Source organism: Phyllobacterium sp. SB3 (assembly GCF_040009165.1).
In the GTDB taxonomy this organism is placed as follows: Bacteria; Pseudomonadota; Alphaproteobacteria; order Rhizobiales; family Rhizobiaceae; genus Phyllobacterium.
In genome coordinates this window covers 999,010-1,025,043 of the sequence record NZ_JBDYKI010000001.1, presented here as the reverse complement: position 1 = coordinate 1,025,043, position 26,034 = coordinate 999,010, and the positions used below count along the sequence as shown (strand labels likewise).

The window sequence follows — 26,034 nt, the reverse complement described above, 5'->3', positions numbered from 1 at the left end:
GCTATAGCGTGCGGCCATCATTTGTAAAGTCGTGTTCATGAGCTCTTCAGACCTGAAACTGGAACAGATTGTCAGCCCGGACAGGCTTCATCAACAATTTGAAGACCTCGTTAAAGCGGCCAATAAGCAGGGTAAGGCTTCCGTCGAACGAGCTGACGTGCTGCAGCTTGTAAAACGCACGCTGGAACTTGGCCGCAAGAGTGCTGAGGCCATGCTGATGCAGGACGCGCGCGGAACGCGATGCTCTGTGCGTCTATCATGGCTGATGGATCAAATTATAACAGCGCTCTATAATTTCGCGACAACGCATGTCTATCCCGCAGTCAATCCTTCCACTTCGGAGCGAATGACGATCATAGCGGTCGGCGGCTATGGCCGCGGTGGCCTCGCTCCCGGTTCCGACATCGATCTTCTGTTTCTTCTGCCCTATAAGCAAACACCTTGGGGCGAGCAGGTTGTTGAATATATCCTGTACATGCTGTGGGATATTGGCCTGAAGATCGGCCATGCTACCCGCAATCTGGATGAATCGGTCCGCCTGTCACTTTCGGACATGACCATCCGCACCAGTATTCTGGAAGCGCGGTACATCTGCGGAAATCAGGAGCTGTTCGACAAGCTGGTTGAACGATTCGACAAGGAAGTTGTCGAAGGCACTGGCCCGGCGTTCATTGAAGCCAAGCTAGCCGAAAGAGATGTGCGCCATAAGAAATCCGGCGCAACCCGCTATCTCGTTGAGCCAAATGTCAAGGAAGGCAAAGGTGGCCAGCGCGACCTGCATACGCTTTTCTGGATCGCCAAATATTATTACCGTGTCAAAACAAGCGATGAACTGGTCAAGCTGGGCGTGCTGTCTCGCGCTGAGCATAACATATTCCGTAAGGCAGAAGACCTTTTATGGGCGGTTCGCTGCCATATGCACTTTCTTACGGGTAAAGCCGAAGAACGGCTTTCCTTCGATATCCAAAGTGAGATCGCACGTCGCCTTGGCTATACTGCACACCCCGGCCAACGGGACGTGGAACGCTTCATGAAACACTACTTTCTAGTGGCAAAGGAAGTCGGAGACCTGACGCGTATTATTTGTGCTGCACTGGAAGAAGAACAGGCGAAGCATGTTCCCGGCTTCAACCGGATTTTCCTTACATTTTCCCGGCGTAAGCGCAAACTCGCAGGAACTACCGATTTCGTAGTCGACAACCATCGCATTACGATTGCCAATGATGAGGTATTTCACAAAGACCCGGTCAATCTTATTCGCCTTTTCCACCTTGCCGACAAGCATGGGCTGGAATTCCACCCGGATGCGATGCAACTGGTTACGCGCTCGCTGTCCCTCATCAAGGCCGAGCTGCGGGAAAACCCGGAAGCAAACAAACTCTTTTTGGAAATTCTGACTTCGGAACGCAATCCGGAACTTATCCTGCGCCGCATGAACGAATCTGGAGTCCTTGGCAAATTCATTCCGGACTTCGGCAAAGTCGTGGCGATGATGCAGTTCAATATGTATCACCACTATACGGTTGATGAGCACCTGTTGCGGTGCATTGCAGTTATGTCGGAGATCGAACGTGGCGATCTTGAGCAGGAGCACCCGCTCGCCAATCAGATCATGCCGGGCCTCAAAAAAGATCGTAATCTTATTTATGTGGCGCTATTGCTGCACGATATCGCGAAAGGCCGACCGGAAGATCACTCCATTGCCGGTGCCCGGATAGCTAAGCGAATTTGCCCGCGTCTCGGATTGTCCAAGGCAGATACCCAAACAGTTTCCTGGCTGGTTGAGCAACATCTAACCATGAGCATGGTTGCACAGTCGCGCGACTTGAATGATCGCAAAACAATCGAAGACTTTGCCGAGATCGTGCAAACACTCGAACGTATGAAGCTGCTGCTGATCCTTACAATCTGCGATATCAAAGCCGTTGGTCCCGGTGTGTGGAATGGCTGGAAGGGACAGTTACTGCGTAATCTGTTCTACGAAACGGAATTGATGCTCACAGGTGGTTTCTCGGAAGTCTCCCGCAAAGAACGCACAGACCATGCCAGAGCACAGCTTGAACACGCGCTATCATCTTGGCCGCAAATCGAGCGTCAGTCCTATCTCGCGCTTCACTATCAGAATTATCTGCTGACAGTGAGCATCGCCGATCAGTTACGTCATGCCAGCTTCATTCGGGAATCCGATGCAAGCGACAAAACTCTCGCAACAATGGTGAAAACCCATGATTTTGAGGGTGTGACGGAAATCACAGTACTGTCGCCGGATCATCCCCGCCTTCTCTCGGTCATTGCAGGCGCTTGCGCAGCGGCTGGCGCCAACATCGTTGATGCGCAGATTTTCACGACAAGCGACGGTCGCGCACTTGATACGATCTTGATCAGCCGCGAGTTTCCTACCGACGACGATGAGCGCCGGCGTGCCACGCGCGTTGGACGTTTGATCGAGGATGTCCTGTCAGGCAAGACCTATTTGCCGGAAATGCTTGCCGCAAGAACGAAGCCCAAGCGTGCTGCAAAAGCTTTCAAGATCACGCCACGTGTAGAAATCAACAACACGCTGTCAAACAAGTTTACCGTCATTGAAGTCGAGGGTTTGGATCGCCCGGGTGTTCTGTCTGAAATCACTGGTGTAATATCCGATCTTTCGCTCGATATTGCTTCCGCACACGTGACTACATTTGGTGAAAAGGTGATCGACGTATTCTACGTCACGGATCTTGTTGGCCATCAGATAACCAACATGACGCGGCAAAGCCGTATTCGCAAAAAGCTTCTGGCGCTTTTTGGGGAGGGCGACATCATCACAGCACAGCCTCAACGGCAAAATGTCCTCATGACGGCAGAATGATATGAGCCTCGTCAAGAAATTCGCGACCGTCGCATCCGGCACATTAATGAGCCGCGTTTTCGGCCTGACCCGCGAAATGTTGATGGCGGCAGCACTGGGGACCGGTCCCGTCGCCGATGCATTCAATGCGGCTTTCCGGTTTCCCAATACCTTCCGGCGCCTGTTTGCCGAAGGCGCATTTAATGCAGCCTTTGTTCCGCTTTTTGCCAAAGAGATCGAAGCCAATGGCATGGATGGTGCCAAGCGGTTTTCGGAAGAAGTCTTCGGCGTTCTATTCAGCGTTTTGATGGCTCTGACCATCATCATGGAACTATCCATGCCGTTGATTGTACGTACCGTAATTGCCCCTGGCTTCGTTGATGACCCGCAAAAGTTCAGCAACACGGTGTCGATGGCGATCATCATGTTTCCCTATCTGGCCTGCATGTCACTTGCGGCCATGATGGGTGGAATGTTGAATTCGCTGCATCGCTATTTTGCAGCCGCAGTGGCTCCTGTTTTCTTGAATGTCATCCTGATCGGTGTGCTTGCCTATGCCTGGTATGCCGGTCATGATGGCATCACCATTGGCTATGGCCTCTCCTGGGGCGTGATGGCGGCAGGGTTGGTACAGCTGGCAATTGTCTGGTTTGCAGTGCGCAATGCCGGAATATCGATTGGTTTCCGGCGTCCGCGCATGACCGCCAATGTCAAACGCCTGCTGGTATTGGCTCTGCCTGCAGCAATCACCGGCGGTATTACGCAGATCAATCTCCTGATAAACACCAATATCGCTTCGGGAAAAGAAGGTGCCATCACCTCGCTCGCAAATGCGGACAGGGTCTATCAACTTCCTCTCGGCGTAGTCGGTATAGCCGTCGCTACCGTGCTTTTGCCGGAACTGGCTCGTGCCCTGCGGTCCGGTAACCTCAAGGAAGCTGGCAACCTTCAGAACCGCTCGGTCGAGTTCATCTTGTTTCTCACTTTGCCTGCAGCCGCAGCACTGCTGGTCATGTCCGAACCGATTATCCGTCTTCTGCTTGAGCGCGGCGAGTTTACTGCTGAATCAACCAGCCGCGTTGCGAGCATTCTGGCAATATATGGCTTGGGACTTCCTGCATTCGTCCTGATCAAAGCTTTCATTCCCGGCTTTTTCGCCCGGGAGGATACGAAAACGCCGATGATCTTTGCCGCAATATCGGTAGTGATCAATATCACAATGGCACTGACACTATTTCCCATTTTGGCAGAAACCGGCATTGCAACGGCCGAAGTAACGGCCGGATGGGTCAACGCCATCCTGCTGTTTGCCACCCTCATCTGGAGGGGGCACTGGGGACGGGACATACCACTTTTGACCCGCATCCCGAGATTGATCATCGCTGCAGCGATTATGGCATTTGCGCTGTCTTACGCGATTGAGTGGGCTGCTCCATATCTTGCGGCAGAGGCGCCCGTACATGTTCAGGCAACCGGCGTGTTCGGGCTGATCCTCATGTCGATGGTTGTATACTTTGCGCTTGCCTTCGGCAGTGGGGGCGCGAGCCTTGGGATGATCCGCCGCAATGTAAAGCGTCGGGCCAAAACTCCAGAACCACCAACGGAGAGCCCATCACAATGAGCCGCAGCATTGGTATGATCACCCTCGTTGTAAGCGATTATGACGAGGCAATTGCTTGGTACACGAATGTACTTGGCTTCTCGCTTGTCAGTGACACAAAACTCTCGGACACAAAGCGTTGGGTAGTCGTCGCACCGGAGAAGGATGGTGCGAGGCTGCTCTTGGCAAAGGCCGACGAGGCTTCGCAACAAGCGGCTGTGGGTAATCAGACAGGCGGCCGCGTTGCCCTGTTTCTATACACCGATGACTTTACTAACGATCACGCGAAAATGCTGGATGCTGGTGTGAAATTTCTCGAAAATCCCCGGCATGAGAAATATGGCAGCGTTGCCGTCTTTGAAGACCTTTACGGCAATAAATGGGATCTGCTGCAACTCAAATGAAGGTAAAGCTTGAATCCCGTGCTTCGCTCTGCGAGAACCGCACGTCACGGCTACCAGACTTGGCCCAAGAAGAATTAAGGACGACTTATGAGCACGTTTGAACCGCTCGTTTTTTCCGGTGTTCAACCAACCGGCAATCTGCATTTGGGCAATTATCTCGGCGCTATCCGCCGTTGGGTAGCCTTGCAGGAAAACAATAACTGTATCTATTGCGTGGTCGATCAGCACGCCATAACGCAGGCTGTTTCCGTTTGGGGCGGCCCTTCCGAATTGTTGCGCAATACACGCGAAGTGACTGCCGCATTTCTTGCTGCCGGTGTCGATCCCAAAAAACATATCGTGTTCAATCAGAGCCGTGTGCGTCAACATTCTGAACTTGCATGGGTGTTTAACTGTATCGCCCGAATGGGCTGGTTGAACCGCATGACACAGTTCAAGGATAAAGCCGGCAAGGATCGCGAAAACGCGTCTGTCGGCCTCTATGTCTATCCCAATCTGATGGCTGCCGACATTCTCGTTTACCGCGCCACGCATGTGCCAGTTGGCGAAGACCAAAAACAGCATCTCGAACTGACCCGTGATATTGCGCAGAAGTTCAATACTGATTTTTCGGATCAGATTTCGGAACTCGGGCTTGGTGTTGAAACACAGTCAGGCGATGAAACCATATCAAGTTTCTTTCCGCTTACAGAGCCGGTTATTGGCGGTCCTGCCGCCCGGCTCATGAGTTTGCGCGATGGCACCAAGAAGATGTCGAAGTCCGACCCGTCTGACCTTTCGCGGATCAACCTCATCGACGATGCCGATACGATCTCGAAGAAAATCCGCAAAGCGAAGACTGATTCCGATCCGCTGCCATCGGAGATTGACGGCCTGAAAGATCGGCCAGAAGCGGACAATTTGGTTGGTATCTATGCTGCCTTGACTGACAGCGACAAGGAAACCGTGCTTCGCAACTTTGGAGGACAGCAATTTTCGGTTTTCAAACCCGCATTGGCCGAGCTTGCCGTTGAAAAACTTTCGCCGATCGCTGCTGAGATGCGCCGCATTTCCGCCGATCCGGGATTTGTAGATGCAGTCCTGAAAGACGGCGGAGAGCGTGCGAGTGTTCTTGCAGAAAAGACGATGCGGAATGTTCGCGATATTGTCGGATTTCTTCAGGACTAGACAGGACTTGCGGACAGTCAATGCTTAAGGCAGGTTGCACAAATGGTATCAAAACGTCTTAGTCGCGAAGCTGGCCATCGCCGTAAATTCCTGGCCATTATCGATGAAACGCCCGAATGCGAGCGGGCCGTAGCCTATGCTGCACGCCGTGCCAAGACAACGGGCGGCGTGTTGCTCCTTTTGTTCGTTATAGATTCAGCAGATTTTCAGGCATTCCTCGGGGTTGAGCAGATCATGAGGGCCGAGGCGGAGGAAACCGCCAATTCCACGCTCAGCAAATTTGCTGCAAGGGTCCGGGAAAGCATAGGTATCGAATCTGAACTCTCCATACGTGAGGGCATAACCTCGGAAGAGATTCAAAAGCTCATCGAAGAGGATCAGGATATTGCCATTCTGGTATTGGCTGCCGGTTCAGGCAAGGATGGCCCGGGCCCGCTGGTACAGTCATTGGCTGGGCGTGAAACGTTCTCCATACCGGTTACTGTGGTCCCTTATAATCTTTCCGACGAGGACCTCGACGCAATTACATGATCGCGTCTCCAAAACGTGATATAATCTTGACTTGAAGAGAATGGTTTAAAGGCCTATATGCCTCTTTGAATAGTTCTAAACTAGGGACGCGAGATCCACCATGTTTATCCAGACCGAAGCTACTCCCAATCCAGCAACATTGAAATTCCTGCCCGGAAAGGTGGTGCTTGAGGAAGGCACAGCCGATTTTCGTGATGCTGCAACGGCAGGTGACGCCTCCCCGCTCGCTGCCAAGATTTTTGCTGTGCCTGGCGTTTCCGGTGTCTTCTTCGGATATGACTTTGTGACCGTTACAAAGACAGATGCGCCAGAGTGGCAGCATTTGAAGCCAGCAATTCTCGGCGCTATCATGGAGCACTTCATGTCCGGCGCGCCGATCATGGCGAATGTGACGGATGTTGCCGACAATGCTCAGCGCGAAACCGAAGGTGAATTCTTCGATAGCGCTGACACCGAGATTGTCGACACAATCAAGGAATTGCTTGAAACGCGCGTTCGCCCTGCTGTTGCTCAGGACGGCGGTGACATCACATTCCGCGGCTTCGAAAACGGCACCGTGTTCCTGCATATGAAGGGTGCTTGCTCGGGTTGCCCTTCATCCACTGCAACGCTGAAGCATGGTATTCAGAACCTTCTGAAGCACTTCGTTCCGGAAGTACAGCAGGTCGAGGCCATCTGACCTTATAGAAATAAATAAAAAAGCCCGCTTAAAGCGGGCTTTTTTATTGTTCAGTTTACGGCCCCCGGCCCGGGAATTGCTCCGGGCGGACATTTTCCAAGAATGATCATGCCAAGCACTTCATCCTCGTTCACATCGCCAACTTTTGCAGTTCCAACAACCTGACCGTTCTTCATCACTGCGACGCGATCTGCCAGATGAAAAACATCATGGATATCATGGCTGATGAGGAAAATGCCAATTCCTTCGCTCTTGAGTTGCTTGATCAACTCTCCAACCTGTGCCGTTTCCTGTGGACCAAGCGCAGCTGTAGGCTCATCCATGATCAGGATACGGGCATTGAACAATATTGCTCTGGCAATAGCCACAGACTGGCGCTGACCACCCGACAAGGCCTTTACCGGGTCTTTAAAACGCTGAAAGCGTGGATTTAGACGGCCCATGACCTCGCGGGCGCTATGTTCCATGGCCACATCGTCAAGCGTACCCCAAGGCGTCATCAGTTCGCGCCCAAGATAGAGATTGGCTGCCGTATCTACATTGTCCGCCAATGCAAGAGTTTGGTAGATCGTCTCGATGCCATAGGCTTTCGCATCGCGCGGATTGCTTATCGAAGCCTCTTCGCCGTTGACCTTGATGGTGCCGCTGTCACGCTTGTAAGCACCTGACAGAATTTTGATGAGAGTCGATTTCCCAGCGCCATTATGACCAAGCAGGGCAACGACTTCACCCGGGAAAAGATCAATCGATGCGCCGTCAACCGCACGGATACCGCCAAATGCGATCGAGATATTTTCCATATCGATGAGAGCAGTTTGTGTATTTGTCATGATTTTCTCCTCCCTCAAGCAGTCCGGCGGCGATAAATCGTGTCCAGCCAAACAGCTATGACAAGAACAACGCCAACAACAATGTTTTGCAACGGAGTATCGAGGCCCAACAGGACCATCCCGGAACTCAAAGACTGCATCAAAAGCGCTCCGATCATTGCACCGGCAATCGTTCCCACACCGCCGGCCAACGAAGTACCCCCGATAACGGCAGCAGCAATCGTCAGAAGCTCATCCAGCGTGCCTTGCGCGTTGGTCGCAGCGTTCAGGCGGGCTGTCGAAATAGCGCCGGCTATCGCGCACAAAATGCCCATGATGATGAAGATTTTCATCGTTACCCAGCGCGTATTGATACCGGCCAGATCCGCCGCTTCGGGATTGCCACCCATCGCAAATACATAACGGCCAAACCGCGTACGGGTTGTCACGAAAGTCATGATGATGCCTGTGGCCACTGCGATAAGAACCGGCAGTGCAATGCCATGGGATATGAACAATCCACCCTCGGGAATGGTTATGCTATTCGCCTCGGCATATCTGCGCACAATACCGATAGGCCAGTAATAGGCATTTGCAACGGCAACGGCGCCGAGAACCAGACCACAGCCAACCGCACCCATGAAAACTTCGGCCCAAACCGGGCGGCGTGGGAAATTGAACCGTTTACGCTGGCGACGGCTGTTGATGATCATGACCACGAGGGCAACGCAGGCAACGAGCCCCACAATCCAGCTCCACATCGCGCCAATCGAACCATCCGGGCCACCACCCATAAGGCGAAAAGTTGAGTCCATGGGTGCTACGGTTCTACCCGAAGTAACCCACCATGCCGCGCCACGCCAAACAAGAAGCCCACCAAGTGTAACGATAAATGCAGGCACCCCCAGAAATGCGATCACGAAGCCCTGAAACCCGCCAATGACCGCTCCAGTGACGATGCCGATGGCGAGCGCAATAAGCCAGGTTGCTGAATGTTCAAATCCAATGAGCTTTGGCAGAAACTCCGCCTGAGTCACACCCATGATCATACCAACGAAGCCCAGAACCGACCCTACAGAAAGATCGATGTTTCGCGTAACGATAATCAAAACCATACCTGTAGCCATGACAGCAACCGAGGATGTTTGGACCGAAAGATTCCAAAGATTTCTCGGTGTCAGAAACTGACCGCCCGACAGAAACTGAAAGGCCAACCAGATGACGACCAGTGCACCGATCATGCCAAGCAGACGTGTATCGAGTTCCGTCGCCTTAAAGAAACGGGCAACAACGCCCAGTTCGGAAGCGCGAGCTTGGTCGAGGCTAACAGCCGGATCACTCATGAGTTTTCTCCCAGTTTATGTTGTTTGAACGCCGCTGACCCGAAGGATCAGCGGCGTCAAATTTCATTATGTTCCGGTCAGATTATTTGCAGGCTGCGACTGCGTCGGCTTTTACGCCTTGGCAGACAACTTCCTTCTTGACCCATCCGGCATCGATAACAACGCCGAGATTGTCCTTGGTAACCGGCACTGGTGTCAGGAACACTGCGTTGACTTCAACCTTGTTGACACCACCAGCAAACTTTTGGACATTTGGAATTTCTTCCATCGTCTTGCCATCAGCCAAAGCGGCCGCAATACCAGCAGCTTCCTTGCCGAGTTCACGGGAGTCTTTCCAGATCGTCACGGTTTGGGTGCCAAGTGCAACACGGTTAAGCGCAGCAAAATCAGCATCCTGACCGGAAACCGGAACCGTCCCAGCAAGACCCTGAGCCTGCAGCGCTGCAATTGCACCACCGGCCGTTCCGTCATTGGCGGCGACAACAGCGTCGATCTTGTTGTCGTTGGCAGTCAGGAACTGTTCCATGTTCTTCTGCGCGTTGGCTGGCAGCCAGCCGTCGGTATAAGCCTCACCGACATTCTTGATCTTGCCGGAATCGATGGCGTCTTTCAGCACTTCCTGCGCACCCGCAAAAAGGAAGTCCGCATTCGGATCAGCCGAGCTGCCTTTGATGAAGGCATAGTTGCCTTCCGGCTTCACGGCAAGAACGCCACGAGCCTGCATGCGTCCAACTTCCTTGTTGTCGAAAGTGATGTAGAACGCGTCCTTGTTTTCAATCAGACGGTCATAACCTACGACTGGAATACCTTCAGCAACAGCTTTTTCAACTGCCGGGCCAATGGCACTGGAATCCTGCGCCAGAATGATCAGAGCATTGGCACCCTGCGAAATCAGGCTTTCAACATCGGTCAACTGCTTCGAAGCGGACGATTGTGCATCGGCGGAAATGTACTTATCGCCATTCGCTTCCAATGCCTTTTTGATTGCAGCTTCGTCGGTCTTCCAACGCTCTTCCTGGAAGTTGGACCACGACACGCCGATGATTTTGTCTTTTGCCAGAACAGGTCCTGCATACGAGATAGCCAGAACTGCTGCCCCCGCTAATGCGGCCGCATATTTCTTCATGATAACCCTCCCAGTGCACTTGGCACATTGACTGTTCAATGCTGACTTTCACCTCCGGTCAGCAATAAAACCTCTTTATTTCGAGGCTCGAAAAAAATAGTGACTTAAAACCATTTCCGTGTCAACTTGGTTTTTGACGGCGTAAGTTATTGCACTGCAACAGTTTTCTTGCGCCGCACAAAAAAAGATTTCGGGAGGAAGTCATTTGTTGCTGGATGAGATTGCGCGACCGGACGATGTTCGTCGCCAGAATCGGCGGCTCATATTGGGTGCCATGCGGCAGCATGGACTCCTGTCGCGAACTGATATCGTTGCGCATACCGGCCTAAGCCCGTCGACAGTTTCCGCGATCACTACGGCATTGATTGCAGAGGGTATAATTGGTGAGAATCGCGATAATGATCCCGGATCAAACAGGCGTGGCCGACCTCAGATCGCCCTTGCGCTGAACCCCGAAGTTGCAACCGTAGCGACAGTTGAACTCGCGCTGAACCTTATCCATGCCGTGTTGTTCGACTATACCGGTGACGTCATCACTGAACAGTTTCGTCATGTGGCCACTCTCGATGCAACGGCTGATCAGCTTGTTGATGCAATTTCATCCATGCTTGATGAGTTGATCGAAAACAGCCCTGCCAATGTGGGCCCTCTTCTTCACATTTCCATGGGCGTTCAGGGCGTTACAGATGCTGCAAGCTCGATGATGCTCTGGTCACCCATCACACCTGATAGAAACATTGGTTTCGGTGTAGCCTTGTCCGAGCGTTATCAAGTTGGCGTTGCTGTCGCCAACGACTGCAACATGATAGCCGAGGCACTCCGGTGGATTGATCCGAAAAACTATACCGAAGATTTCGCGGCGGTTTTGCTGTCACACGGCATCGGCATGGGGCTTTATCTGAAAGGCAAACCATTCCTCGGCGCTTACTCGTCCGCTTCCGAATTTGGCCATATGCTGCACGTCCCAAATGGTGCACTTTGCCGCTGCGGTCGACATGGATGCATAGAGGCCTATGCCAGTGATTATGCGATATTACGGGATATTGCGGGAGAGGATGAGAATGCTCAACCGGCTCAAGATGTTAACACCGCAGATTTCAACAAGGTCGCAAATATTGCCCGGGCACGAGAAGGCAAGGAACGGGATGCCTTTCGCAAAGCGGGTCAGGCAATCGGTTCGGGCCTGCGAAGTCTCTTTTCGTTGATTGACCCTGTTCCTGTTGCGCTCGTTGGTCCGGGAGCCGGAGTTTTCGATCTTCTCGAAAAAGACCTCCGTGCAATTGTTTCCGGGACATCCGGCTGGGGTGCTACCCAGGACCTGAACATTCGCTGCTATCCCGATGAACACCCGCTTATTCTGCAAGGCTGCATGATGACATCCCTGCTCCATCTCGACACACAAATCTTTGCTCCCGGCGACACTCCGGTCAAAAGGGCAATCCCGGCATAATTCAGGAGAATTTTTATGTATCTCGGACTTGATCTCGGCACATCAGGTGTCAAGGCATTATTGATTGACGAAAACCAGAAGATCGTAGGCTCCGGCAACGGATCGCTGGAAGTCTCACGGCCTCATTCAGGCTGGTCGGAACAGGACCCTGCACATTGGATCAGGGCCACTGAAGATGCTGTACAGGAACTCCGCGTCAGCCATGGCAAGGAGCTTGCCGCCGTCAAAGGTATTGGTCTTTCCGGTCAAATGCATGGTGCAACGCTGCTTGATGGTAATGATAAGGTGCTTCGTCCGTGCATGCTGTGGAACGATACCAGAAGCCATAAGGAAGCAAGTGAACTTGATGCAAACCCGCTGTTCCGCTCCCTGACCGGCAATATTGTTTTCCCGGGATTTACGGCGCCTAAAGTTGCATGGGTTCGAAACAACGAGCCAGATATTTTCAACCAAACCCGGCATATCCTCCTGCCAAAAGACTATCTGCGGCTTTGGCTGACGGGAGAGTATGTTTCCGAAATGTCCGACGCAGCAGGTACGTCATGGCTTGATGTTGGCAAGCGGGACTGGTCATCCGAACTACTGGCAGCGACGAGCCTGAGCCTCGATCACATGCCATCGCTCGTAGAAGGCACAGAAGTATCCGGTACATTGAAACCTGATATCGCCTCACGCTGGGGTATGGGAAGCAACGTTGTTGTTGCTGGTGGAGCCGGTGACAATGCGGCATCAGCATGTGGCATGGGCACGGTGGGCGAAGGTCATGCGTTCGTTTCACTTGGTACATCCGGCGTACTTTTTGCAGCTAACAGTGCCTACCTGCCCAACCCGGAAAGTGCGGTCCATACATTCTGTCATGCCTTGCCAGATACATGGCACCAGATGGGTGTCATCCTCTCTGCTACGGATGCTCTGAACTGGTATGCAGGTATCGCCTCACGCAAACCATCTGAACTCACTACGGAACTTGGACAGGAATTACGCGAACCATCCAGTGTAACTTTCCTGCCTTATCTCTCGGGTGAGAGAACCCCACTCAATGATTCTTCCATTCGCGGATCATTTTACGGACTGGAACACGCAAGTGACCGGGCTGCATTGACTCAGGCCGTTCTGGAGGGCGTGGCCTTTGCGTTTCGCGACTGCCTCAATGCCTTGGCTGCTGCCGGCACCAAGCTCGAACGCGTGACAGCAGTTGGCGGTGGCTCGCGCTCGACCTATTGGTTAAAAACAATAGCGACTGCGTTGAATATACCAGTCGATGTCCCCGCGGATGGTGATTTTGGCGCGGCTTTCGGCGCGGCGCGTCTTGGCCTGATTGCTGCCGAGCAAGCCAATCCACGCGAAATCTGCATTGCCCCGTCGACCGAGTCAACGATCGAGCCCGAGACAAAACTGACCGCTCAATTCGATGCGGCTTACCAGCGATATCACAACCTCTATCCAGCACTAAAAGGAGTTCAATCATGAGCAGCGGATTTTTCGGTGATGTAAAACCAGTTAGATATGAGGGGCCGGACAGCACCAATCCGCTAGCCTATCGCTTCTATAATCCGGATGAAGTCGTTTTGGGCAAGCGCCTTGAGGATCATCTGCGCTTCGCAGTCGCTTACTGGCATTCTTTCGTCTGGCCGGGCGGCGATCCTTTCGGTGGCCAGACGTTCGAACGCCCCTGGTTCAATGAAACCATGGATGGTGCCAAGCTCAAGGCGGATGTCGCCTTTGAAATGTTCTCAATCCTCGGTGCACCTTATTTCTGCTTCCACGATGCGGATGTTCGCCCGGAAGGTGACACGCTGGCGGAGAGCAACAAGCGCCTGCACGAAATCGCCGACTACTTTGCCGGGAAGATGGAAAAGTCCGGAACCAAGCTGCTTTGGGGCACGGCCAATCTCTTCTCCAATCGCCGCTATATGTCAGGCGCAGCAACCAATCCTGACCCCGATGTCTTTGCTTATGCAGCGGCTACCGTCAAAACCTGCATTGACGTTACTCAGAAGCTGAAGGGTGAAAATTACGTTCTCTGGGGCGGCCGTGAAGGCTACGAAACCTTGCTGAATACCGACATGAAACGGGAACTCGATCAGATGGGGCGCTTCCTGAGCCTTGTTGTCGATTACAAACACAAGATTGGCTTCAAGGGCGCGATTCTTATTGAGCCGAAGCCGCAGGAACCGACGAAGCACCAGTACGATTATGATGCGGCAACGGTTTATGGCTTCCTCAAGCGGTTTGGTCTGGAAAACGAAGTTAAGGTCAATCTTGAGCAGGGGCATGCCATTCTTGCAGGGCATTCCTTTGAGCACGAGCTTGCCACTGCAGCGGCTTTGGGCATTTTCGGTTCCATCGATATGAACCGTAACGACTATCAGTCCGGCTGGGATACAGACCAGTTTCCGAACAATGTTCCGGAGGTTGCGCTCGCCTATTACGAGGTACTGAAAGCTGGTGGATTCACGTCTGGCGGCACGAATTTCGACTCCAAATTGCGTCGTCAGTCACTTGATCCACAAGATCTTCTGATTGCCCATATTGGCGGCATGGATACATGTGCCCGTGGACTCAAGGCCGCAGCGAAGATGATCGAAGACAAGGTACTCACCGGATTTGTCGACGAGCGTTATGCGGGATGGTCGAAGCCGGACGCACAGGAAATGTTGTCCGGTAAGCTATCGCTGGAAGATATTGCGAAAACTGTTGAGAGCGCAGGATTGCAGCCGCAACCACGTTCCGGTCGTCAGGAATATCTGGAAAACGTCGTCAACCGTTACGTCTGAGGCTTTTTCTACAAATCAAGTATAGGAATAAGTTCTCAGATGAGAACTTATTCCAGCCGGATGGCTAAACGTGCTGGCCGCCGTTGATATGAACTTCCGAGCCCGTAACGTAGGACGACGCTTCCGAGCAAAGGAAGAAAATCGTTTCGGCAACCTCGGCAGTCTTGCCCAGCCTGCGTAGCGGCAACTGTTCCACCAACTTGTCGGTGCCCGGTGAGAGGATAGCGGTGTCAATCTCGCCCGGAGCAATTGCATTGACGCGAATGCCATGTGGACCAAAATCCGAAGCCATTTCGCGGGTTAAAGAAGCCAGTGCAGCCTTGGACGTTGCGTAGGCTGTTCCAGCAAAAGGATGCACCCGGCTGCCCGCAATCGAAGTCACATTGACCACCGAACCTTTTGCCGCTTCAAGTTCGTTGAACAATCCACGCGCAAGCATGATAGGCGCGAAGAAATTCACCTGAAAAACGCTCATCCATGTCTGCATCGGCGTTTCAATGGAATCGAGACGATTACCTGATCCATTTTTCGGTGAAATACCCGCATTATTCACCAGCGCGTTCAGCATACCGCCCTCAACCTTGAGCCGTTGCCTGATTTCGGAAACTGCGTGGTCGACATCCGCAGGATCGGCCAAATCAACCTTGATATGATCATCCGGACCAGCCGGCCAAGGACAATTGTCATCAAAACTTTGGCGCGAACACGTAATCACGCGCCAACCGGCGCGCGAAAAACGCTTAACAGTTGCATGGCCAATGCCGCGGCTCGCGCCGGTCAGTACAAGCACCTTGCGAGGTTCTTTATCACTCATGAGAAATTCTCCGTTGGAGAAGCCATAGCCGATCGGCAGTTGAATATCGAGGCATAACATTCGCTCCCTGATTGATCCCGTGTGTCGAAATCAATAACGTCAAACAAAACTGCGGGAGGAAGCATGACCGAGTATATTCTGGCCATCGATCAAGGCACTACATCGAGCCGCGCCATCATTTTCGACAAGAACCGCAAGGTTGTCGGCAAGAGCCAGCAAGAATTCACGCAAATCTATCCGCAATCCGGCTGGGTAGAGCATGATCCCGATGAAATCTGGCAATCTGTTCTAGCAACTTGTGAAGTAGCAATAGAAAACGCCAAGATCCAAGCGGGCGACGTTGCCGCCATTGGCATTACCAACCAGCGCGAAACGGTAATCGTCTGGGACAAGGTGACCGGCAAACCGATCCATAATGCCATCGTCTGGCAAGATCGCAGAACCGCAGCCCTTTGCCAGAAACTGAAAAAACAGGGACTGGAAAAGAAATTCACCCGCAAAACCGGATTGCTGCTTGATCCTTATTTTTCCGGCACCAAGCTTTCCTGGATTTTGGACAAAGTGCCAGGTGCCCGCAGGCGTGCCGCCAATGGTGAATTGCTATTCGGCACAATCGACAGCTTTCTGATTTGGCGCCTTACAGGTGGCAAGGTTCACGCCACCGATGCAACCAATGCCTCCCGCACATTGCTTTTTAACATTGCGACGAATGAGTGGGACGATGAACTGCTGAAAATACTCCGCATTCCACGCGCTATGCTACCCGAGGTAAAGGACTGCGCCGCAAATTTTGGTTCTGCAGAAGCATCTCTGTTTGGAGCAACTATCCCCATCCTCGGCGTGGCAGGCGACCAGCATGCAGCAACCATTGGACAGGCTTGCTTTGAACCCGGCATGTTCAAATCTACCTACGGCACCGGCTGCTTTGCTCTGCTCAACACCGGCAGCGATATGGTGCTCTCCAAGAACCGACTTCTGACAACCATTGCGTACCGGCTGAATGGCAAGACAACCTACGCCCTTGAGGGATCAATCTTTATCGCTGGGGCGGCGGTCCAATGGTTGCGGGATGGACTGAAAATTATCGGGTCCGCACCGGAAACCGGCAAACTGGCCGATCAGGCTGATCCTAGTCAAAATGTATATCTTGTCCCCGCGTTTGTCGGCTTGGGCGCTCCACATTGGGATGCCGAAGCGCGCGGTGCGATATATGGACTGACCCGCAATTCCGGCCCAGCCGAATTTGCAAGGGCAGCGCTCGAATCCGTAGCTTATCAGACACGTGATCTGCTCGACGCCATGCGCAAAGACTGGAAGACATCCGATACCAAAACCGTGCTTCGCGTTGATGGCGGGATGGTTGCTTCAGACTGGACGATGCAACGTCTTGCCGACATTCTCGACGCACCCGTAGATCGACCTACTATCCTTGAAACAACAGCACTAGGCGCCGCGTGGCTTGCCGGTTCCAAGGCGGGCATCTGGCCCAATCGTCGCGAGTTTTCCAAGACATGGGAGCGGGATACGCGCTTTACGCCAAAAATGGATGAAAAGACCCGCAAGGCAAAGATTGCAGGATGGAAAATTGCTGTGAAACGCACGCTCACAAGCTGATTACCAGCGCGGTCAATTACCCATGATCAAATCAAACAGCGTCGTCTTGCGGCCTGTCTGACCATTGCCACCTACATCTCCGGGTGGAACAGGCCTTGTAGAACCAGTCTGGTCGCCAAGGCCAACCTGCGTGCCCGGATCAAGTTGGGCTGATGGTGCCGATGGGTCGACGCCTGATTCCGGCAGAATGTCATTGCCTTCTTCAATCAGCTTATCAAGACGATAATCTCCAGGAAGCGGTGCAACAGGAACACCCTTATGGGCAGCTACCATGAAATCTTTCCAGGCAATGGCCGGTAGCGAACCACCCGTGATCTTTTTCGTGGGTTTGCCATTGTCATTACCGAACCAGACGCCCGTGGTCAGGTTGGATGTATAGCCAATAAACCAGGCATCGCGGAAATTCTGACTGGTACCGGTCTTGCCTGCTGCCGGCCAGCCAAATCTTGCCTTGGTGGCAGTGCCCGTCTCGATTGTCTGGCTAAGCATGGCATTCATCATGCTGAGATTGCGCGGGCTGACAACACGGTTCGGTGCCGGCCCCTTATACTCATAGAGCAGCTTACCACTATTTGTAGTAACACGGCGAATGATGTGAACCGGCGCCTTGTAACCACCATTGGCAAAGGGAACGAAAGAGTCTGTCAATTCAAGCAGGGTTACTTCTGACGTACCAAGTGCCAAAGACGCATTGGCCGTAAGGCTGGAATCAATGCCCAGTCGGTGAGCGATCGATACGACTGTTGCAGGCCCAACCTCCATGACCAATTGGGCCGATACAGAGTTCAGGGATCGGGCCAGCGCTTCCGCCAACGTTACCCTGCCGAAATATTTGCCATTGTAGTTTCCAGGCGTCCATTTGCCGATGCGGATCGGTGCATCATTGCGGATGGTTTCGGGCGTAAGCCCCTTTTCCAAGGCGGAAAGATAAACGAATGCTTTGAAGGCGGAGCCCGGCTGGCGCTTTGCTTCGCTGGCACGGTCAAACTGGCTATTGGCATAGTCGTAGCCACCAACAAGAGCACGCACTGCACCGGTTCCATCTACAGAGACAAGTGCACCCTGCGAAACATCCAGCTTGTCACCGTTTTTTGCAATCAGATCGCGAATAGAAGCTTCACCAAGCTTCTGCAATCCAAGATCGACGGTACTTTCAACAATCATATCGCTGGTTACCTCGCCTATCAACTCCGGCAATTCTTCCATGACACGATCGGCAACATATTGCTCCGATCCGGTCCAATATGATGCGGCGCGTGTTGCTGGTTCGCCCAAGGCTGCATTCAGTTCCTTTGAGCCAATTTTTCCCTGATCACGCATCGCCGCAAGAACCAGTTCCGCCCGTGCACGGGCAGCCTTTGGATCACGTGCAGGCGACAGTCGTGACGGCGCTTTGAGCAGGCCTGCAAGTAAGGCCGCTTCCGGCAAGCTTACTTCCTTAGCAGTCTTGTTGAAGTATCGCCGCGATGCAGCTGCCACACCATAAGAGCCCGACCCCAGATAGACGCGATTGAGATACATCTCCAGAATCTGTGTTTTGGTGTACTTCTGCTCCAGCCAAAGTGCGAGCAGTACTTCCTGCACTTTACGTTCGATCGTGCGATCCGGTGTGAGGAAGAGGTTTTTTGCGAGCTGCTGCGTGATTGTGGAGCCACCCTGCACCAAGCGGCCAGAGATAATATTGGTTGCCATTGCACGGGCAAAACCGATGGGATCGACACCAAAATGCGAATAGAACCGCCGGTCCTCAATGGCGATAACGGCCTCGGGTATATAGGGCGACATATCATGAAGGCCGATAGCTTCGCCCCCGGATGCGCCTCGATTGGCGATCAATTCGCCTTCTGCAGAAATAATCTTGACGTTGGGTGCGCGGTCCGGAATTGACCAAGTGGTGGTTTGGGGCATCTTTGCTGCGAAGTATAGGACGGTACCAGCCAGAGCAATTCCGCCCCATATGCACAAAACAAACGACCAGTACAAAGCTCTGCGGACTAATCCAATAAGGCCGCCGCTATTCCTGTTTCGCCTTGAGCTGCCACGTTTGGATTTTGGGGATTTACGCACAGTCTTGCGTTTCGCCACGGGCCTGTCCTCTGGATCTGCGCGCATATCATCACTGGAACTACGGCCGGAGCCGAAACCCGGTTCGATGCGCTGCCTGCCTTTATCGCGTGGTGCCATGGATTATAAATTCCGCCCCGATGTGCCTGCCAGAAATGGAAGTCACGCGTTGCAGAGTAAATGCGGCGATTTAAGGTGCGGTTAAAGGGGACGATGGTTAATTCCGCTTAATGTCCATACGGCTGATCCAATCAATATCGATTTGCGTAAAGAAGGGAAAGGAAACGCAAATGCTCAAACACGTCCTCGCCTATATTTCAACAGCGATTGTGTTCTTCGTTCTGGACTTTGTCTGGTTGAGCACAGTGGCTACGAGCTTCTATCGCAACCGCCTGCCAGACGTCATGGGTGCCGACGTAAACTATCCTGCCGCAGTTCTGTTCTATCTTATCTTTGTCGCAGGTATTGTCATCTTTGCTGTCAGCCCGGCACTGGAAACCGGTCGCTGGACCACTGCACTTGTCTATGGTGCATTGTTCGGGTTCATGGCCTATGCGACCTACGATCTTACCAATCAAGCGACATTGAAGCAGTGGTCTACCACGGTTACGATTGTGGACATGGCTTGGGGAACAGTCGCTTCTGCCATCTCCGCAAGCCTCAGTTTTGTTGTAACAGGCTGGGCACTCTCAAAGCTTCAGTGAGAGCTTGGCGGCAGTGGGAAGAAGATACTGGTGCGGCGCTGATAATCCCGGAACGCCTCACCACGCGATTTCATCATGTGTTCTTCAAGTGGCGGCACGCCGGATACATGACGTAACAGCACGTACATGATAATTGGTGCAGCGAGGGCGATCCAGCCATGGGGCAGGAAACCACCTGCAGCAATTAGGGCGTATGACACCCAGCCAAGCCATTCGAAGAAATAGTTTGGGTGCCGGGACCAACGCCATAGTCCCACATCACAGACTTTGCCCCGATTAACGGGGGCAGCCGAAAACTGTTTCAGCTGGGCGTCGGCAACAGCCTCACCGACAATTGCAATCATGATGACAACAACACCCGCGTAATCAAAGATGTCGAGCGCTTCGCCTTGCCTGCCCGCAGCCATATAGACGCACAATACAAGCAGCGAACCTGCAATTGCCTGACTTTGCAAGAACAGGAACATCCGCCATGGAGCGGCTTTGCCCCAGCCCTTTCGCAGATTCGCATAGCGTGGGTCATCATGGCTTTTGAGCGTACGCAACAAAATGTGAGTACCAAGGCGAAGCGACCAAACCGCCAGCATCGCGATGACCAGCCAGCGGCGAATAGGCGATGCAATATCATGCGATGCGAACAGGGCACCAATGCCGGTAATGCCAACGCCGTAAGACCAGAATACGTCCGCCCAACCATCATTTCCGGTTATGCGCTGCATTTGCCATGCAACAGCCATGATCAAGCAAAAAGCCAAAGCCGAGACGAGCAGTAGCTCCACCTCATTCATTGGAAGGCTTGCCAAGTATGAAATCTGTGGTGTCTTTCAACGTTGGCGCGACAAACCGCATGGGTGAGCCCATCGCTCCAATGATACCAAGATGACCGACACCGGAATAAAGCTTCACTTCAACGGAACTGCCTGCTTTACGCAATTTGTCGCCAAGACCCGTACTGTTCCGCGGATAGACAATCTTGTCGCCAGTGCCATGCAGCAGCAATCCGCGAGGGTTACGTCCACCCGCATAGTTGATTGGTTGTGATGCGCCGGGAGCTTTCTCGGTGACGAAAATGTCGGCGATCTTTTTGTCGTCAGATGGCAGGAAATCATAAGGGCCCGAGATTCCTACGAATCCTTTGATATCACGAGCCGGATTGAGGTCCTGTATACCAAGCCACTCATCGTCGAGAGCCAGCATTACCGCAATATAGGCTCCGGCGGAGTGTCCCGCCAAAAACAGCTTGGAGGGATCGCCGCCATATTGTTTCGCATGGGTTTTAGCCCATTTGACAGACATCGCACCATCACTCAAAAAGCCTTGATAATGAACTTCCGGAGAGAGCCGATAATTCGGAACGATTGTCACAATGCCTTTCGCTGCCAGCGCAGACGCAACGAACTGGTAGGTCTGCTTTTCCCCGCTCTGCCAGCTGCCACCGTAAAAGAATACAGCGACAGGTGCATTTCTGGCACCGCTAGGCGCGTAGACATCAAGGGTTCGGCGTGGGCCATCACCATAGCGGATGTCTTTCTCGATGCCCGCGCCATTGGCCGAGGTGGCGATACTGAGTACACGACCGGGTGAACATGCTGCCAAGGCAAACGCTGCTGCAACAACGACAGTAGCTGCGGCGAGGCTTCTCAATGTCAAAACCCCAGAATTGGTTGGACGATACGCCCAATAAGGCTCTTCATACGTAGCCTTCCGTCGACCACGGCCAGACATATGCATTCCTCGTCAGGGCCCGCTCGTGGCTCATGTTCAAGACTGGCATCGGCTATGATCAAATCACCGACTTTATAATCACCAAGCTCATCGTGAAGCGATCCTTTGAGTACCAGCGTATATTCCGTACCCGCGTGTGTATGTTCGGGCAAAACCATACCCGGCTTGGAACGAAGCAGCATCGGCCGTGTTCGTGCTGGCCCACCCTTACCGATGGAACTCCAATGAACGCCGGGGGCGAGGAACTTCCATTTGCCAATATCGTAATACTCAAGCGGTTCAGGCAAGATCATGCCATCCGGCATTTCCGCGAGCCATGTCCCTTTTTCAACGGCAGGTTTACTTGATGGAGCATCCAACCGGCCAAGTACCTTTTCCAAGGCATCGGCCGACATATCCACGGCGGGCACATCATCAAGCATCATACCTCCGATCACTTCAAACCGGCGGACGCGCGCACGGCTTTCGGGGCACAGCGCCAGATGTGCAGACACGACCAGCGCCGGACCTTGCGGCAATGTACCTGCCGCAAACGCCATAAGAATTTCATCGGAAGGGCGATTGTTCATGGTTTAGTCCTCGCCCATCAAGTTGCGCAAACGTTGCACCGCCAGACGCAGGCGGGATTTCACCGTTCCAAGCGGCAAATTCAGTGTCTTGGCAATTTCACTGTGGGCTATGTCATCAAAATAGTGCAGGTGGATAACACGCACCTGCTCGGGTGAAAGTGCCTTTATGGCAATGCGTATCCGCTCTTCACTTTCAGCTTTCAACAGCCCGTCTGAAGGAGATGGCTCCTGTTCCGGATCGGGTTCTTCCAGAAGGTGCTGCGCCGGATAGCGCTCGCGCCTGATAAGATCGATACGCAAATTACGGGCAATGGTGAATATCCATGTCGAGGCCGATGCTTTATCAGGATCGAAAAGCTGAGCCTTTCGCCAGACCGTCAGCATGGTTTCCTGCGCCAGTTCTTCTGCCTGCCCTGCCGCCATTCCGCCACGCATGAAAAAGCCCTTTATGCGCGGGCCATAGAAACCAAACAGCGCGGCAAAAGCCTTCTTGTCTGCATGCTGTGCGATACGCACTATGCGGTCCGAATTTTCGTCGATTTTTTTCATTCTGCGTACGTAACGTCCGGCATCAGCTTTTGGTTCGCCGCGATAGAACTCACAGCGAAACAGGATTCGCTGTGGGGAATATCTATCGATGAAGCTAAGTGGGCTGACGTCATTCATACCGCTCAATACGAGGAGATAACAAAACTGGATCAGCGCCGAAACTTATCCTGATCCATTTTCGTATCTCCAACGTATTGATTGAAACCACAAGAGACAACGGCTGAACAAGCACAACGCGTTTGTTTCTTTGGACAAATGCGCGGGAGAATGTTCGTTGAAAGTTGCTGTAATAGGAACAGGAATATCTGGAATGTCAGCCGCCTGGCTGCTGTCACAGAATAATGATGTTACCGTTTACGAGCGGGAAAACCGCATTGGTGGTCACAGCAATACTTTTCTTATCGAAAAGGACAATGAGCCTCCGGTACCGGTCGATACGGGCTTTATTGTTTTCAACGAGCATACCTACCCAAACCTGACCGCCCTTTTTGCTTATCTTGGTGTGGAGACCATCGCTTCGGAAATGTCTTTCGCCGTATCGCTCGACAAGGGAAAACTTGAGTATTCGGGCACGGGTTTCAGTGGACTGTTTGCCCAGCAGCGTAATTTGTTCAATCCGCGCTTCTGGATGATGCTGCGGGACCTGCTCCGCTTTTATCGCGACACACCATCCCATGCGGGAAAGCTTGGTCTCATCGGCCTTGGTGAGTTCCTTGAGCGCGAAGGCTACGGCGCAGCATTCCGCGATGACCATCTTCTCCCAATGGCAGCAGCCATATGGTCCGCACCTGCGTCGACTTTACTCGAATATCCAGCTGAAGCATTTATCCGTTTCTGCGACAACCATGGTCTTTTGAAATTGTCCAACCGGCCCTTATGGCGGACGGTCAAGGGAGGCAGTTGTTCTTATGTCGAACGCCTGACTGCCAGCTACAAGGACCGTGTGCGAATTGGTTGTGGAGCTGCATCCGTACGGCGTGATGGCAGCCAAGTCACAATCACCGACATGCATGAGGAAACTAGAGTCTTCGATCATATCGTCATGGCCGGCCATGCGGATGAAACCTTGGGCCTGTTGGATGACCCTTCACCAATGGAGCAAAGTCTTCTGAGCGCTTTTCGTTATTCGGTAAATCACGCTGTCCTGCACGAAGACGAGTCCTTGATGCCTAACCGGCGTTCAGTTTGGTCAAGCTGGAACTATCTCGGTCACAGGCAAGAGGCCGATGCAGGCAGTCAGCTTTGCGTTACATACTGGATGAACCGGCTGCAATCATTGGCAACGGACCGGCAGTACTTTGTTACGCTAAACCCGCGCCATCAACCCGATCCCCGCAAAGTCCTGCACACACAGACCTATGCGCACCCTGTGTTTGATGGTCGTGCAATGCAGGCGCAAAAACAGCTATGGCAAATGCAGGGCGAACGTAACACCTGGTATTGCGGTGCCTATTTTGGATCAGGTTTTCATGAGGATGGTTTGCAGGCGGGCCTTGCAGTTGCCGAAGATCTTGGCGGGGTTCGCCGTCCATGGAAGGTCGAAAACGAATCGTCACGTATTGTCCGCTCGCCGCTGGCTTATGGCTTGGAGATCGCAGCATGAATCTATGGAATTCCGCAATTTATGCCGGGAAAGTGACCCATAAGCGGTTTAAACCGAAGACGCATTTCTTGCGGTATCGTATGTTCTATCTGCTTTTTGACATCGACGAAATTGCTGCGCTGTCTAAAAAGCACTGGTTGTTTTCCTGCAATCGGTTCAACTTTTTCAGCTTCTTTAACAAGGATCACGGCTACAAATCGGACGCGTATATCGCAGACAGATCGCTGCGAAACTATGTAGAAAATCGCATGAAGGAAGCCGGGATGACACCGGATGGCGGCCGGATAATGCTGATGACCATGCCGAGAATTCTGGGTTACGCATTCAACCCCCTCAGCGTGTATTACTGCCATGATCGAGCCGGCACATTAAGCGCCTTGATTTATGAGGTGAACAACACATTCGGCCAACGTCACAGCTATATTTTTCCACTAGAACAAGGCTCAAATCCAGACGCCCCCCTGCACCAGGAATGCAGTAAGGAGTTTTATGTTTCGCCATTTCTTGAAATGGAGTTGGGCTATGATTTTACCATTACCCCACCTCGCTGTGATGCATCTATCGTCATCAATGCCAGTGACAAAGATGGACTGATTATCGCGACTGCCTTTACCGGCAAGCGCCGTGAGTTTAGCGACCGTGCTTTGTTGAAGCTTGCACTTGCCTATCCACTTCTCACATTGAAAGTGATCCTGGGCATTCATTGGGAGGCTCTTCGGCTCTGGCTGAAGGGAGTACGCCTGACAGCCCGCCCTCCAGCTCCACAGCAGACAAAATCGGTCATCCTGCCGATGGATACTGATGCAACGAGGCACACTCCTGTCTCAACGAAGCGACAACTGGCATAGCAGCGCGTCTTCCAACTTTTAGTTACCCGTCACACTAAAAGGTTGCGATAATGACCGGGTTCCGTTAGGTCTCGGCGCTTAGCTGTCTTATAGGGTCCGCGATATGGAACAGGCAAAGTTCACAACGGGTTTCGCACTGCTTTTGCTCGCTGCACTCGTCCTCAATATTGGTTATTTCGCTTTTTCGATCGATCCACGCGACGTTTCCGTTTCGCTGGATGAATCCGGCGCGATCGAGACATTTCAGCTGGCCTATATTGCCGGTGCAACAGCTCTATTCCTAGTGGCTGGCCTGCTGCAGCACAAAGCCGGAAGAATGTTCTGCATGGGCATGGCGGTGCTTTGCATCGTCTTTTTCCTGCGGGAACTTGAAGTTGATCGCGTGGGCCCGATAACGACCTATATGAACAGCAAAGTGTTCCGCGTTCACGAAGCAATCGTTGTTATTGCCGTAGCCTGCGTCTATCTCGCCTTTCGCTGGCGCACAGTCGGCGACATCGCACAGTTTGTTTTCAGCAAATCCGCGTGGCCGTTCTATGTAGCGGCAATATTTCTGCTTATTGGTGCCTATTGCGATTCGCAGCACGGCACAGTTTCGATGCAGATCAAGGAAGAGATTGCTGAAAGCGCAAGCTATCTTGCACTGATGGTCACGGCTGCAGGTCTTTGCTACCAGTATTCTCGCAGCAGCGAGCACAAGAATGGTATCAATGCTCTAATCATCAGTGTCTTTGTGTTGGTATTGGTCGGCGCATATGTGCATGGTCTCTACGTGCTGGCATAAGCCTGTACGAACCGGATTTGATCCTTAAACGCGGGCAGTTAGCG

Annotated in this window: 23 protein-coding genes; 14 read left to right on the top strand and 9 right to left on the bottom strand. The window is 52.7% G+C overall.

The features are described from left to right. Positions 1 to 37 precede the first annotated feature (37 nt). The 6 genes from ABKW30_RS05000 to ABKW30_RS04975 all read left to right on the top strand — a co-directional run bounded on the left by ABKW30_RS05000 (position 38) and on the right by ABKW30_RS04975 (position 7,211). A complete protein-coding gene (locus ABKW30_RS05000) occupies positions 38 to 2,851 on the top strand; it encodes a [protein-PII] uridylyltransferase (RefSeq protein WP_348597081.1) in 2,814 nt (937 codons plus the stop codon). Position 2,852: 1 nt separating this feature from the next. Beyond that, entirely contained in the window at positions 2,853 to 4,451 is a 1,599-nt protein-coding gene (murJ, locus tag ABKW30_RS04995; protein WP_348597079.1) for a murein biosynthesis integral membrane protein MurJ, read from the top strand. After that, positions 4,448 to 4,834: a VOC family protein gene (locus ABKW30_RS04990; RefSeq protein WP_348597077.1), complete on the top strand. Its 387-nt coding sequence runs from the start codon at positions 4,448 to 4,450 to the stop codon at positions 4,832 to 4,834. The genes murJ and ABKW30_RS04990 overlap by 4 nt, the downstream gene beginning before the upstream one ends. 87 nt (positions 4,835 to 4,921) lie before the next feature. Then, positions 4,922 to 6,001: a tryptophan--tRNA ligase gene (gene trpS, locus ABKW30_RS04985; RefSeq protein ID WP_348597075.1), complete on the top strand. Its 1,080-nt coding sequence runs from the start codon at positions 4,922 to 4,924 to the stop codon at positions 5,999 to 6,001. Positions 6,002 to 6,043: 42 nt separating this feature from the next. After that, positions 6,044 to 6,532, top strand: coding sequence for a universal stress protein (locus ABKW30_RS04980; protein WP_348597074.1), 489 nt, complete (start codon positions 6,044 to 6,046; stop codon positions 6,530 to 6,532). 100 nt (positions 6,533 to 6,632) lie between these two features. Further along, positions 6,633 to 7,211: a NifU family protein gene (locus tag ABKW30_RS04975; RefSeq protein WP_348597072.1), complete on the top strand. Its 579-nt coding sequence runs from the start codon at positions 6,633 to 6,635 to the stop codon at positions 7,209 to 7,211. Positions 7,212 to 7,261: 50 nt separating this feature from the next. Here the strand turns inward: ABKW30_RS04975 and ABKW30_RS04970 are convergent, their stop codons facing one another. From ABKW30_RS04970 to xylF, 3 genes are all read right to left on the bottom strand, one after another. Next, positions 7,262 to 8,041, bottom strand: coding sequence for an ATP-binding cassette domain-containing protein (locus ABKW30_RS04970; RefSeq protein ID WP_348597070.1), 780 nt, complete (start codon positions 8,039 to 8,041; stop codon positions 7,262 to 7,264). Between the two features lie 14 nt (positions 8,042 to 8,055). After that, positions 8,056 to 9,363 (bottom strand): sugar ABC transporter permease, encoded by a 1,308-nt coding sequence (locus tag ABKW30_RS04965; RefSeq protein WP_348597068.1) that lies wholly within the window; start codon positions 9,361 to 9,363, stop codon positions 8,056 to 8,058. Between the two features lie 82 nt (positions 9,364 to 9,445). Next, positions 9,446 to 10,489, bottom strand: a complete 1,044-nt coding sequence (xylF, locus tag ABKW30_RS04960) for a D-xylose ABC transporter substrate-binding protein (protein WP_348597067.1) — start codon at positions 10,487 to 10,489, stop codon at positions 9,446 to 9,448. Positions 10,490 to 10,697: 208 nt separating this feature from the next. On the opposite strand from xylF, the gene ABKW30_RS04955 reads away from it, so the two are divergent. From ABKW30_RS04955 to xylA, 3 genes are read left to right on the top strand one after another with little or no spacing between them, the layout of a single operon-like run. Further along, positions 10,698 to 11,939, top strand: coding sequence for an ROK family transcriptional regulator (locus ABKW30_RS04955; RefSeq protein ID WP_348597066.1), 1,242 nt, complete (start codon positions 10,698 to 10,700; stop codon positions 11,937 to 11,939). Positions 11,940 to 11,954: 15 nt separating this feature from the next. Next, positions 11,955 to 13,409: a xylulokinase gene (gene xylB, locus ABKW30_RS04950; RefSeq protein ID WP_348597064.1), complete on the top strand. Its 1,455-nt coding sequence runs from the start codon at positions 11,955 to 11,957 to the stop codon at positions 13,407 to 13,409. Continuing rightward, complete coding sequence (gene xylA, locus ABKW30_RS04945; protein WP_348597063.1) at positions 13,406 to 14,716, top strand: xylose isomerase; 1,311 nt, start codon at positions 13,406 to 13,408, stop codon at positions 14,714 to 14,716. Before xylB ends, xylA begins: the two co-directional genes overlap by 4 nt. Positions 14,717 to 14,780: 64 nt before the next feature. Here the strand turns inward: xylA and ABKW30_RS04940 are convergent, their stop codons facing one another. Next, on the bottom strand, positions 14,781 to 15,530 hold the full coding sequence (locus tag ABKW30_RS04940) for an SDR family oxidoreductase (protein WP_348597061.1): 750 nt from the start codon (positions 15,528 to 15,530) through the stop codon (positions 14,781 to 14,783). A 123-nt stretch (positions 15,531 to 15,653) separates the two neighbouring features. Here ABKW30_RS04940 and glpK point away from each other — a divergent pair, with 123 nt between their 5' ends. Next, a complete protein-coding gene (glpK, locus tag ABKW30_RS04935; RefSeq protein ID WP_348597059.1) occupies positions 15,654 to 17,144 on the top strand; it encodes a glycerol kinase GlpK in 1,491 nt (496 codons plus the stop codon). A gap of 12 nt (positions 17,145 to 17,156) precedes the next feature. On the opposite strand, the gene ABKW30_RS04930 is transcribed toward glpK, so the two are convergent. Beyond that, a complete protein-coding gene (locus ABKW30_RS04930) occupies positions 17,157 to 19,328 on the bottom strand; it encodes a transglycosylase domain-containing protein (protein ID WP_348597057.1) in 2,172 nt (723 codons plus the stop codon). 170 nt (positions 19,329 to 19,498) lie between these two features. On the opposite strand from ABKW30_RS04930, the gene ABKW30_RS04925 reads away from it, so the two are divergent. Further along, entirely contained in the window at positions 19,499 to 19,912 is a 414-nt protein-coding gene (locus tag ABKW30_RS04925; RefSeq protein ID WP_348597055.1) for a DUF2177 family protein, read from the top strand. Here the strand turns inward: ABKW30_RS04925 and ABKW30_RS04920 are convergent. From ABKW30_RS04920 to ABKW30_RS04905, 4 genes are read right to left on the bottom strand one after another with little or no spacing between them, the layout of a single operon-like run. Further along, a complete protein-coding gene (locus ABKW30_RS04920) occupies positions 19,906 to 20,700 on the bottom strand; it encodes a DUF1295 domain-containing protein (RefSeq protein WP_348597054.1) in 795 nt (264 codons plus the stop codon). The two genes, ABKW30_RS04925 and ABKW30_RS04920, sit on opposite strands and share 7 nt — an antisense overlap. After that, entirely contained in the window at positions 20,693 to 21,556 is an 864-nt protein-coding gene (locus tag ABKW30_RS04915) for an alpha/beta hydrolase (RefSeq protein ID WP_348597052.1), read from the bottom strand. The genes ABKW30_RS04920 and ABKW30_RS04915 overlap by 8 nt, the downstream gene beginning before the upstream one ends. Positions 21,557 to 21,558: 2 nt before the next feature. After that, on the bottom strand, positions 21,559 to 22,206 hold the full coding sequence (locus ABKW30_RS04910) for a ChrR family anti-sigma-E factor (RefSeq protein ID WP_348597051.1): 648 nt from the start codon (positions 22,204 to 22,206) through the stop codon (positions 21,559 to 21,561). Positions 22,207 to 22,209: 3 nt separating this feature from the next. Continuing rightward, positions 22,210 to 22,755 carry a sigma-70 family RNA polymerase sigma factor gene (locus ABKW30_RS04905; protein WP_348597049.1) on the bottom strand — a complete coding sequence of 182 codons (546 nt, stop codon included), beginning with the start codon at positions 22,753 to 22,755 and terminating at the stop codon, positions 22,210 to 22,212. A 274-nt stretch (positions 22,756 to 23,029) separates the two neighbouring features. Between ABKW30_RS04905 and ABKW30_RS04900 the strand changes: the two genes are divergently transcribed. The 3 genes from ABKW30_RS04900 to ABKW30_RS04890 all read left to right on the top strand — a co-directional run bounded on the left by ABKW30_RS04900 (position 23,030) and on the right by ABKW30_RS04890 (position 25,990). Further along, positions 23,030 to 24,358: an NAD(P)/FAD-dependent oxidoreductase gene (locus tag ABKW30_RS04900; RefSeq protein ID WP_348597047.1), complete on the top strand. Its 1,329-nt coding sequence runs from the start codon at positions 23,030 to 23,032 to the stop codon at positions 24,356 to 24,358. Further along, the gene (locus ABKW30_RS04895; RefSeq protein ID WP_348597045.1) at positions 24,286 to 25,206 is read left to right on the top strand and encodes a DUF1365 family protein; all 921 of its coding nucleotides are present in this window, start codon (positions 24,286 to 24,288) and stop codon (positions 25,204 to 25,206) included. Before ABKW30_RS04900 ends, ABKW30_RS04895 begins: the two co-directional genes overlap by 73 nt. A gap of 103 nt (positions 25,207 to 25,309) precedes the next feature. Next, on the top strand, positions 25,310 to 25,990 hold the full coding sequence (locus ABKW30_RS04890) for a hypothetical protein (protein WP_348597043.1): 681 nt from the start codon (positions 25,310 to 25,312) through the stop codon (positions 25,988 to 25,990). Positions 25,991 to 26,034 lie beyond the last annotated feature (44 nt).